1 protein-coding gene is annotated in these 201 nt (G+C 53.2%); it reads left to right on the top strand.

Annotation, left to right across the window (positions count from 1 at the left end; translation table 11 throughout):
- Positions 1–201 (top strand): integrase core domain-containing protein (locus HMPREF3056_RS13240; RefSeq protein WP_141759881.1); only part of this gene is annotated, 201 nt, incomplete at both ends.

The following is a 201-nucleotide window of genomic DNA, read 5'->3' as shown; positions in this document are numbered from 1 at the left end:
CGGCAGTGTGTACACCTCACAGGCATTTAGGGACCACTGCGCCAAGCTTGGTGTACGCCAATCCATGGGAGCAGTGGGAACGAGTGCCGATAATGCCCTGGCAGAATCATTTAACGCCACCCTAAAGCGTGAAGTTCTGCGAGATAGGAAAGTCTTTGACAATCCCATCAGCTGCCGCCAAGAAGTCTTCCGATGGTGCAT

The sequence above is a fragment of the Corynebacterium sp. HMSC056F09 genome (assembly GCF_001815785.1).
GTDB lineage: Bacteria > Actinomycetota > Actinomycetes > Mycobacteriales > Mycobacteriaceae > Corynebacterium > Corynebacterium hiratae.
Note: the sequence above shows the minus strand (reverse complement) of the source record. Positions and strands in the feature narration are given on the sequence as shown.